General features: G+C 72.0%; 9 protein-coding genes and 1 pseudogene. 8 read left to right on the top strand and 2 right to left on the bottom strand.

Translation table 11 applies throughout. The features are described 5' to 3' along the window. The 8 genes and pseudogenes from L1885_RS04290 to L1885_RS04255 all read left to right on the top strand — a co-directional run. Nucleotides 1-1,197: pseudogene (locus tag L1885_RS04290) on the top strand (hypothetical protein); the annotation flags it as partial. 5 nt (nt 1,198-1,202) lie between these two features. Beyond that, nucleotides 1,203-1,616 carry a roadblock/LC7 domain-containing protein gene (locus L1885_RS04285; RefSeq protein ID WP_030351794.1) on the top strand — a complete coding sequence of 138 codons (414 nt, stop codon included), beginning with the start codon at nt 1,203-1,205 and terminating at the stop codon, nt 1,614-1,616. Between the two features lie 109 nt (nt 1,617-1,725). Next, nucleotides 1,726-2,133, top strand: coding sequence for a DUF742 domain-containing protein (locus L1885_RS04280; protein WP_235795609.1), 408 nt, complete (start codon nt 1,726-1,728; stop codon nt 2,131-2,133). Beyond that, entirely contained in the window at nt 2,114-2,698 is a 585-nt protein-coding gene (locus tag L1885_RS04275) for a GTP-binding protein (RefSeq protein WP_235795608.1), read from the top strand. Before L1885_RS04280 ends, L1885_RS04275 begins: the two co-directional genes overlap by 20 nt. A 345-nt stretch (nt 2,699-3,043) precedes the next feature. Then, a complete protein-coding gene (locus tag L1885_RS04270) occupies nt 3,044-6,619 on the top strand; it encodes a sensor histidine kinase (RefSeq protein WP_235795607.1) in 3,576 nt (1,191 codons plus the stop codon). A 10-nt stretch (nt 6,620-6,629) separates the two neighbouring features. Further along, on the top strand, nt 6,630-7,043 hold the full coding sequence (locus L1885_RS04265; RefSeq protein WP_026057603.1) for a roadblock/LC7 domain-containing protein: 414 nt from the start codon (nt 6,630-6,632) through the stop codon (nt 7,041-7,043). Nucleotides 7,044-7,350: 307 nt separating this feature from the next. Further along, nucleotides 7,351-7,926, top strand: a complete 576-nt coding sequence (locus L1885_RS04260; protein WP_235795606.1) for a DUF742 domain-containing protein — start codon at nt 7,351-7,353, stop codon at nt 7,924-7,926. Beyond that, nucleotides 7,907-8,491: a GTP-binding protein gene (locus tag L1885_RS04255; protein WP_225012907.1), complete on the top strand. Its 585-nt coding sequence runs from the start codon at nt 7,907-7,909 to the stop codon at nt 8,489-8,491. The genes L1885_RS04260 and L1885_RS04255 overlap by 20 nt, the downstream gene beginning before the upstream one ends. Nucleotides 8,492-8,607: 116 nt before the next feature. Here L1885_RS04255 and L1885_RS04250 read toward each other — a convergent pair whose 3' ends face one another. Both L1885_RS04250 and L1885_RS04245 read right to left on the bottom strand, forming a co-directional pair. Further along, nucleotides 8,608-8,817, bottom strand: a complete 210-nt coding sequence (locus L1885_RS04250) for an acyl-CoA carboxylase subunit epsilon (protein ID WP_235795612.1) — start codon at nt 8,815-8,817, stop codon at nt 8,608-8,610. Between the two features lie 56 nt (nt 8,818-8,873). After that, nucleotides 8,874-10,457 carry an acyl-CoA carboxylase subunit beta gene (locus L1885_RS04245; protein ID WP_235795605.1) on the bottom strand — a complete coding sequence of 528 codons (1,584 nt, stop codon included), beginning with the start codon at nt 10,455-10,457 and terminating at the stop codon, nt 8,874-8,876. Nucleotides 10,458-10,655 lie beyond the last annotated feature (198 nt).

Here is a 10,655-nt window from a genome sequence, read left to right as displayed (position 1 = left end):
CAGGGCCCGGGCGCCCAGGAGTCCGCGCGCGGGCCCCAGGGCCGGCCTGGCCCCCGCGCCGGCGGGCCGCAGCAGCAGGGCCCCCAGGACCCGGCGGCGACCGGCCAGTTCGCCCGGCAGGACCTGAACGCCTCCGGCCCCGCGTACGACACCCGCGGCGGGTACGCCCCGCAGCAGCAGGGCTACGACGCGAACGGCCAGGCGGGCGGCGACGCCTACGCGGGCGGCCGCCAGGGCCCCCACGACACCGGCCAGTACCCGGCGCAGGGCCCCGCGCAGGCGTCGTACGACACCGGGCAGTACCCGGCCTACGACACCGGCCAGAACCAGGCGTACGGCTACAACGGTGCGCCCGCCGGGTACGACGCCCGACAGGACCAGCACCAGCAGCAGGGCTACGCCGGGCAGCAGGCCGGCGGGCAGCAGCAGGGCCCGCAGGGCGCCATGCAGCAGGGCTACGCCGGCCGGCAGGGCTACCAGCAGCAGGGTCCCCAGGGCGGCGTGCCTCAGCAGCCGCAGGCCCGGGGCCCGCAGCACCAGGAGGCGCTGCCTCCCGCGCCGAGCCCCGGCGACGGCCGTACCCCGCTGTACGACACGCTGGAGACCAACTGGTTCCGCGGCGCCGGGCAGAACGGCGACAACGCGGCGGCCGCGAACGGCTCTCCCCAGGGCCTCCAGGGCCAGGGCGGCGGCGCCCCGCAGCACGCGGGATACGGCGGCGAGCAGCGGCACGAGCAGCAGCAGGCCGACGGACCGCGCCCGGCGATGCCCCGGCGCGATCCGGGCAGCGGCCTGCGCGGCGGCCCGGCCCCAGCCTCCGACCCCCTCTTCGGACCCTCCCCCACCGGGGGCGACGGGTCCGGGGTCCCGGCGACGGGTCCCGCAGCGAATTCGGCGTGGCGTGCCTCGCCGAACGACGAACTGGTGCGCCAGGCCGAGCGGGTCAGGAAGCCCGCGGCCGGCGGCATCACCACCTCGGGCCTGCCCCGCAGGGTCCCGCGCGCCAATCTGGTGCCGGGCACCGCGCAGGAGCAGAGCACACAGACCGGCCCGCAGGTGTCGCGTGCACCGGCGGATGTCCGGGGCCGGCTGACCAACCTCCGCCGGGGAATCCAGCAGGGCCGCAGCGCCGGCGCCGGCGGTACCAACGGCGGCGGTTTCGACTTCGGCCCCTCTCACCAGCAGGAGCGTCAGTGAGTCCGATGAGTCAGGCTGCGCAGAACCTGAACTGGCTGATCACGAATTTCGTGGACAACACCCCCGGGGTGTCGCACACGGTCGTGGTCTCCGCCGACGGGTTGCTGCTGGCCATGTCGGAAGGCTTTCCACGGGACCGGGCCGACCAGCTCGCCGCCGTGGCCTCGGGACTGACCTCGCTCACCGCGGGGGCCTCCCGGATCTTCGAAGGCGGCCCGGTCAACCAGACCGTGGTGGAGATGGAGCGCGGCTTCCTCTTCCTGATGTCCGTCTCCGACGGGTCCTCGCTGGCCGTACTCGCCCACCCCGAGTGCGACATCGGCCTGGTGGGCTACGAGATGGCCCTCCTCGTCGACCGCGCCGGCACGGTCCTCACCCCGGACCTGCGCGCCGAACTGCAGGGAAGCCTGTTGCACTGAGGCCCCCGATGGAACCGCCCCAGATCACCAACCGTCAGGCCGCCGCGCCGTCCCCCCACCGGCCAAACAGACGGCACGCAGACATCTTGCTGTCACGCCCGGAGGATCAATGACCCCGCCCACCCCCTCGCACGATCCGTACGGCGCCTCGGTGGACGCCAGCTACGGGCCGGAGGGTGACCAGCCGCTGGTACGCCCTTACGCGATGACCGGCGGCCGTACCAGGCCCCGCTACCAACTCGCCATCGAGGCCCTGGTCAGCACCACGGCGGACCCCGCGCACCTCGCGACGCTGCTCCCGGAGCACCAGCGGATCTGCCACCTCTGCCGTGAGGTCAAGTCGGTCGCCGAGGTCTCCGCGCTGCTGAGCATGCCGCTCGGCGTGGCGCGCATCCTCGTGGCCGACCTCGCGGAAGCGGGCATGGTCGCCATCCACCAGCCGGGCAACGGCGAAGCCGGTGGCGCCCCCGACGTGACTCTGCTGGAAAGGGTGCTCAGTGGACTTCGGAAGCTCTAGCGAAGCGGGGACGGCCCGTTCGACCACCAGCGCGAAGATCGTGGTGGCGGGCGGATTCGGCGTGGGCAAAACCACGTTCGTCGGCGCCGTCTCGGAGATCAACCCGCTGCGTACCGAAGCCGTCATGACCAGCGCCTCCGCCGGCATCGACGACCTCACCCACACCGGAGACAAGACCACCACCACCGTGGCCATGGACTTCGGACGCATCACCCTCGACCAGGACCTCATCCTCTACCTCTTCGGCACCCCCGGACAGGACCGCTTCTGGTTCATGTGGGACGACCTCGTACGCGGCGCCATCGGCGCCATCGTCCTCGTCGACACCCGCCGCCTCGCCGACTGCTTCCCCGCGGTCGACTACTTCGAAAACTCAGGACTCCCCTTCGTCATCGCCCTCAACGGCTTCGACGGACACCAGCCCTACACCCCCGAAGAAGTACGCGAAGCCCTCCAGATCGGCCCCGACACCCCCATCATCACCACCGACGCACGCCACCGCGCCGACGCCAAGAGCGGACTCATCACCCTCGTCGAACACGCCCTCATGGCACGACTCAAATAGTCTGGTTCCTACGGCAGTTGCTGTAGGCGGCCGCAGCGGTGGGCTGTGTCTTCGGACACGGGCCACCGCTGCGTTCATAACGTTTCGACACAGAATTAACCCTGTAACGCAACGCGTTGCGGTCGGCCGGTTCCCCTGCGCTCACCAACCTCCCACCTTTTGCGGGGCCTCACCCCTTAAGCCCGCTTTATGCGAGGCCTGGATCACTCGGAATGGCGCGTTCCCGCTGTTTGGAACACCGCCGTGACACATGCTGGAATTCGACGGCTCCCGAGTGGTTGCGTTACGGCCCCGAAACGAAACACGGCACAGCGCAGGTGCCGCCGCCGAGAGGTTGTTGGTCGAGTGAGGCGAAGCAGGACGAGCTCCGCTAAGGAGGCACGGGGCGAGGCCGCCCCGTCGCCACGCGCAGCGGTGCCGTCGGGCGCCGCCCCCAACTCGGCGACGGGCAGTTCCAGCCGCCTGTCGCCGCGCAACTGGCGGGTGCCGACCCGGCTCAACGCCATTCTGCTGCTTCCGGTGCTGGTCGGCCTCGTCATGGGCGGATTCCAGGTCAAGGGCTCCGTGGACACCTGGCGCGAGGCGCAGGACGCCGAGCGCACCGCCCGCGTGGTCACGGCGGCCTCCGACTACAGCCAGGCGCTCCTGAACGAGCGCGACCTGAGCGCGCAGCCGCTGCTCCTCGGCCACAGCGACGACCCGGTGATCGGCCGCACCAGGGCCGCGACGGACCAGGCGAAGAGGCGCTTCGACGCCGCGGTGCGCGACATGCCCCACGAGGCGCGCCTCGAACGGCGCCTGAGCCTGTTCCGCTCGGTGGAGCCGAAGCTGATCCCGTTGCGGCAGGCCGCGTACAGCACCGCGATCGAGACGCCGGACAAGAGCGGCGGCCACGGGGGCCCGGTGGCGACCCAGGAGGGCTACGTCCAGGTCCAGCACTCCCTGATGGAGTTCTCCAACGAGCTGGGCCTCGGCACGGGGAACATCACGAGCTACGGCCGTACGCTGTACGCGATCCAGCTGGCGAAGGCCGCCGAGTCGCTCCAGCGCTCCATCGGCATGGAACTGCTCGTACGCCCGAACAAGAAGGCGGACATCAGGGCCGGGCAGCTGGTCGCCCTCAACTCGTACGCCTACCTGGAGGGCATCTCCGTCGAGGAGTACGAGTCCGGCGGCACGGCGGCCGACACGGCCCGGCTGGACGACGTCATGAAGAAGGTCGCGGCGCAGCACCTGCCGAAGGGCTCGGCGCCCACCGACGTCTCGCCCCCCACCAGCGCGGGCGGCTCGGTGCTCGACGGCATGGTCGCCGCGATCGGCTCCGGCCGGAGCGTCAAGCAGCTCAGGGGCGAGGGCATCACGCCCACGACCTGGATGGCGGCCTCCACCGCGAAGTTCGACGGCTACACCACGATCGAGAGGGGCCTCGCGGACAAGGCGGTCACCGACGCGGGGAACATCGCCTCGCACGCCCGCAGGACCGCGATCCTCAACGGCGCCGGCGTGCTGCTCGCCCTCCTCCTCGCGTTCGTCCTGGCCGCTCTCATGGCGCGGCAGATGAGCCGGGCGATGCGGGCCCTGCGCTCGGCGGCCTTCGGCGTCGCCGAGCAGCGGCTGCCGCTCATGGTCGACCAGCTCTCACGCAGCGGGGCCAGCGCGCACCCGGACCAGTTGGCGATGCGGGTGGCGCCCATCCCGATCGACTCGCGCGACGAGATCGGCGAGGTGGCCCGCGCCTTCGACCAGGTGCACCGCGAGGCGGTGCGGCTGGCCGCCGAGCAGGCCATGCTGCGCGGAAACGTCAATGCCATCTTCACGAACCTCTCGCGCCGCAACCAGTCCCTGATCGAGGGGCAGCTGACCCTCATCACCGAACTGGAGAACCACGAGGGCGAGCCGGAACAGCTGGAGAGCCTCTTCAAGCTGGACCACCTGGCGACCCGCATGCGGCGCAACGGCGAGAACCTGCTGGTCCTCGCGGGCGAGGAGCCGGGCCGCCGGTGGAACCAGCCGGTGCCGCTCGTCGACGTGCTGCGGGCCGCCTCGTCGGAGGTCGAGTCCTACCACCGCATCGAGCTCGCCGGGGTGCCGGAGACGGACATCCACGGGCAGGCCGTGACCGACCTGGTCCACCTGCTCGCGGAGCTGCTGGAGAACGCGACGACGTTCTCCTCGCCCCAGACGAAGGTGCGGGTCACGGCGACCCGGCTGCCGGACAGCCGGCTGATGATCGAGATCCACGACAAGGGCATCGGCCTGACCGCCGAGAACTTCGCGGACATCAACCACAAGCTGGCGAACCCGCCGACGGTCGACGTGGCCGTCTCGCAGCGCATGGGCCTGTTCGTGGTGGGCCGCCTCGCCGACCGGCACGGCATCCGCGTGCAGCTGCGCCCGTCGGGCGAGCAGGCCGGCACGACGTCGCTGGTCATGCTGCCGGACGCCATCACGCACGGCGGCGGCGGCGAGCCCGCGCCCGAGGAGGGCTTCACGGTCTCCGGGATCATCCCGGAGCAGCCGTCGGCGCTCGCCCCCGGGCCGCTCCAGGGCCAGGGTCCGGCGCTCACCGCCGCGCAGCTCGGCTTCGACGACTCCCGCTACGATCAAGGAACGGCGCCGGAGGCGCGCACGCTCGACCCCGTCAACCGCACGCTGATGCGCGAGGAGCGGCGCGCCGCGCTGGAGGCCAGGTCGGACCGTCCCTCCGCGGCACTCGAGGCGGGGCCCGGGGACGCCGGAGGGGCGCAGGGCGGCCAGGTCCCGCCGAGGGACGCCGGGTTCGGGGCGTACGGCGGTCGGCAGGACCGTCCGCAGCAGCCGTACGGCGGCGCGGGGCAGGGGCGGCAGGCGTACGGCGACCGGGGGCTGGCGCCCTACGACGTCCGGGAACAGGGGCAGGGGGCGCCGGCGCAGGACCCGTACGCGGACGGCCGGCCCTACGGCGACGGGCCCGGCGCGGGGCCGCAGGGCTACGGCACGCCCCAGCGGGGCGCGGCGTACGGCGACTACGTGCAGGGCGCCGCCTACCCCACGGGCGAGACGTACGGGACGCCCGGCACACAGGGGGCGCCGCAGGCGTACGGCGCCCAGGACGCCTACGGGACGGCGGACGCGTACGGGACCGCCGAGTCCTACGGGGCTCCGGGGGCGTACCCGGGGGCCGGGACGTACCCCGGGCCCGAGTCCTACGCGAACCCCTCGGGCCCGGTGGGGGCCGAGGGCTACGGCGGCCACGGCGCGCAGCCGCATCCGGAGGCGTCGTTCGGCCTGCCCGAGGACTCCCCGACGCCGTACGGGGACGACTACGGGACAGGCTCCCAGCAGGGCGAGTGGGTCGAGACGGGGGCCTACCCCGTGGCCCGCCCGACCGCGCCCGAACCGGATGCGGAACCGGCCGCCGACGCTGACGGCGGAGGCGCCGACCAGCTAGGCTTCGAGCGTTCCGGTCCCGGCCCCTCCCCGAGCGCCAGCCACACGCTCACCGATGCGGGCCTGCCGCGCCGAGGCACCGCCAAGCCTCGCCCGGAACGGCAGATTCCGGCCCGGGGCCAGGACACCGGTAGTGCGGGACACGCCCCGCAGGCGGCGTCCGATGGGCACAATGGACCCAGCGGGGCGGACGACTTCGAGGAAACGCTCTCGGCGAACGACGAGCGCTTCCGCAGGGCCGGAAAGCTGCGCGAGCCCAAGGCCGGCGGGGTGACCTCGTCGGGTCTGCCGAAGCGGGTGCCCAAGGCCAATCTGGTCGAGGGCTCGGCGGAGCAGGCCCCGAAGGAGGGCCCCTCCGTCTCCCGGGCGCCCGAGGACGTCCGCGGCAGGCTGAGCAACCTGCGCAGCGGGGTCCAGCGCGGCCGCGACGCCGGGGCGGACATGAACAGACCGGGCCGCGGCCCGGGCAGTACCTACAACCAGGAGCGTTAGTGTGAGCCCGATGAGCCAGGCGGCGCAGAATCTCAACTGGTTGATCACCAATTTCGTGGACAACACCCCCGGGGTGTCCCACACCGTGGTGGTCTCCGCCGACGGACTCCTGCTGGCCATGTCCGAGGGCTTCCCCCGGGACCGCGCCGACCAGCTCGCCGCCGTCGCGTCCGGGCTGACCTCGCTGACGGCGGGGGCCTCCCGGATCTTCGAAGGCGGCGCCGTCAACCAGACGGTGGTCGAGATGGAGCGCGGTTTCCTCTTCATCATGTCCATCTCCGACGGGTCGTCACTTGCCGTACTCGCCCACCCCGAGGCCGACATCGGCCTGGTCGGATACGAGATGGCACTGCTCGTGGACCGCGCGGGCACCGTACTTACACCGGATCTTCGCGCCGAACTCCAAGGAAGTCTTCTCAACTGACAGACAGTGCGCTCCACGCCACCGCACCATTAAAGTGCGGTGGCGCGGCTCCGCAGCGATGCGGGACCGGCAGCCGGCAGTCGGAGGAGGAAAAGTGACGACACCCCGAGACGGGTACCCCTATGACGGGACCCGGTACCCCGGTGACCCCGGCCCGCGGCACTCCGGGCCTGGTTCCGCGGCGGCGGGTGGCTCTCCCGACGGCGGGCCCCACCAGGGCGCCCAGCCCCGCCGTGCGCGGCACGGCACCCCCCGGTACGACGGCCCCCCGCAGGGCGGCGGCTGGTACCCGGGGGCCCATCCCGGCGTGCACCCGAGCGGTGCGCAGCCCGGGGGGACCTACCAGAACGGCCCGGGCGGGCCGTACCCGGGCGCCCAGGGCGGCTTCCCGTCCGGCCCGGGGCCCCAGGGCGGCCAGGCGGGCGGTCAGGGCGGCCCGTACCAGGCCCCGCACCAGCCGCAGGGCCCCTACGAGCCCTCACGCATCCAGCCCATCGCTCCCCGGAGGGCCCCCGAGCCCACCAGGGAACCCATGGGCCCGCACAACCCGTTGGTCCGTCCTTACGCGATGACCGGCGGTCGTACCAGGCCCCGCTACCAGCTCGCCATGGAGGCACTGGTCAGCACCACGGCGGAGCTGTCGTCGCTGCACGGGCAACTGCCCGAGCACCAGCGCATCTGCCGGCTCTGCATCGAGGTCAAGTCGGTCGCCGAGATCTCGGCACTGCTCTCGATTCCCCTCGGCGTCACCCGGATCCTCGTAGCCGACCTGGCGGAGGCCGGACTTGTCGCCATCCATCAGCCCGGCGGGGACGAGTCCGCCGGCGGTCAACCAGATGTGACACTGCTCGAAAGGGTGCTCAGTGGACTTCGCAAGCTCTAGCGGCGCAGCGACCGCCCGCTCAACCACCAGCGCGAAGATCGTGGTGGCGGGCGGATTCGGCGTGGGCAAAACCACGTTCGTCGGCGCCGTCTCGGAGATCAACCCGCTGCGTACCGAAGCCGTCATGACCAGCGCCTCCGCCGGCATCGACGACCTCACCCACACCGGAGACAAGACCACCACCACCGTGGCCATGGACTTCGGACGCATCACCCTCGACCAGGACCTCATCCTCTACCTCTTCGGCACCCCCGGACAGGACCGCTTCTGGTTCATGTGGGACGACCTCGTACGCGGCGCCATCGGCGCCATCGTCCTCGTCGACACCCGCCGCCTCGCCGACTGCTTCCCCGCGGTCGACTACTTCGAAAACTCAGGACTCCCCTTCGTCATCGCCCTCAACGGCTTCGACGGACACCAGCCCTACACCCCCGAAGAAGTACGCGAAGCCCTCCAGATCGGCCCCGACACCCCCATCATCACCACCGACGCACGCCACCGCGCCGACGCCAAGAGCGGACTCATCACCCTCGTCGAACACGCCCTCATGGCACGACTGCGCTGACGAAGGCGCCCGGCAGGGCGAGCAACGCGAAAGGGCCCCGCACTCCGAGGAGTACGGGGCCCTTCGCGCGGGCGGCGGCGGGTGCGGGGCACCCGGCCGCGTGCGCCCGGTGGGGCTCAGCCCTGCCAGCTGTGCGGGGCGCGGAAGCCGGGGGTGCGCTCCAGGCGGCGCCAGCGGGCGACGGAGCGGCCGGGGGCGGCGACCGCGGGCGCGCCGCCGGCCGCCGAGGCGCGGGCCATCAGCACGGCGGTGACGGCGGCCAGTTCCTCGGCGTCGGCACGGCCCTTCTCGACGCGCAGCAGGGACGCGGGGGTGATGTCCTTCATGGTGTCCTGTCCTCGGGTGTGCGGGTCGGCGAGGTCGGCGGGGGCGTTCGCGGGCGTCACTGCGGGGGGTTGCCGTGCTTGCGCGACGGCAGGTCCGCGTGCTTGGTCCGCAGCATCGCGAGGGCGCTCACGAGGACCTCGCGGGTCTCCGAGGGGTCGATGACGTCGTCGACGAGGCCGCGCTCGGCCGCGTAGTACGGGTGCATCAGCTCCGCCTTGTACTCCTTGACCATGCGGGCGCGCATGGCGTCGGGGTCCTCGGCGTCGGCGATCTGGCGTCGGAAGATGACGTTGGCCGCGCCCTCCGCGCCCATCACCGCGATCTCGTTGGTGGGCCAGGCGTAGGTGAGGTCGGCGCCGATGGACTGCGAGTCCATCACGATGTAGGCGCCGCCGTAGGCCTTGCGCAGGATCACCGAGATGCGCGGGACGGTGGCGTTGCAGTACGCGTACAGCAGCTTCGCGCCGTGCCGGATGATGCCGCCGTGCTCCTGGTCGACGCCGGGCAGGAAGCCGGGGACGTCGAGGAGCGTGATGATCGGGATGTTGAAGGCGTCGCACATCTGCACGAAGCGCGCGGCCTTCTCGGAGGCCTCGATGTCGAGCACGCCGGCGAGGGACTGCGGCTGGTTGGCGACGATGCCGACCACGTTGCCGTCCATGCGGGCGAGCGTGCAGATGATGTTCGTGGCCCAGCGCTCGTGGACCTCCAGGAAGTCGCCGTCGTCGACGAGCTCCTCGATGACCTTGCGCATGTCGTAGGGGCGGTTGCCGTCGACGGGCACCAGGTCGAGCAGGGTGTCGGAGCGGCGGTCGGCGGGGTCCTCGGACTCGGCGACCGGCGGGTTCTCCCGGTTGTTCTGCGGCAGCATCGACAGGAGGTAGCGCACCTCCGCGATGCAGGTCTCCTCGTCGTCGTACGCGAAGTGGCACACGCCGGAGGTCTCCGCGTGGACGTCCGCGCCGCCGAGGCCGTTCTGCGTGATCGACTCGCCGGTGACGGCCTTGACCACGTCCGGGCCCGTGATGAACATCTGCGAGGTCTCGCGGACCATGAACACGAAGTCGGTCAGGGCCGGGCTGTAGGCGGCGCCGCCCGCGCACGGGCCGAGCATCACGCTGATCTGCGGGATGACGCCCGAGGCGCGGGTGTTGCGCTGGAAGATGCCGCCGTAGCCGGCGAGCGCGGAGACGCCCTCCTGGATACGGGCCCCGGCGCCGTCGTTCAGCGACACCAGGGGCGCGCCGGCCGTGATGGCCATGTCCATGATCTTGTGGATCTTGGTGGCGTGGGCCTCGCCCAGCGCGCCGCCGAAGATCCGGAAGTCGTGGGCGTAGACGAAGACCGTGCGGCCCTCGACCGTGCCCCAGCCGGTGACGACACCGTCCGTGTACGGCTTCTTCTCCTCCAGGCCGAACCCGGTCGCCCGGTGCCGGCGCAGCTGCTCGACCTCCCGGAACGAGCCCTCGTCGAGCAGCAGGGCGATGCGCTCGTGGGCGGTCAGCTTGCCCTTGGCGTGCTGCGCCTCGGTCGCCCGGTCGCTGGGGCCTCGGCGGGCCCGCTCGCGCAGAGCGCGCAGTTCCTCGACGCGCCCCCTGGCATCGGCGGGCTCACCAGGGATCTCCTCCACTACGGTCATGTACCAACCCTACGAACGGTGGCGGATCGCGCGCGCCGTGGATTCGCACAGTCTTCGCCCCCGGTTTCCTGGTGGAGCCGGACAGAACCGCGAGACTCAGGTGGCGACCGGACAGTTGAGCGGCACTCCCCGTTGTGGGGTCCCCATAGTCACGCTGCGACATCACCCATTCGGTCTATCTGGTTGAATTTTGAACGA

It is taken from the genome of Streptomyces fuscigenes (assembly GCF_021556455.1).
GTDB classification, from domain to species: domain Bacteria; phylum Actinomycetota; class Actinomycetes; order Streptomycetales; family Streptomycetaceae; genus Streptomyces; species Streptomyces fuscigenes.
Note: the sequence above shows the minus strand (reverse complement) of the source record. Positions and strands in the feature narration are given on the sequence as shown.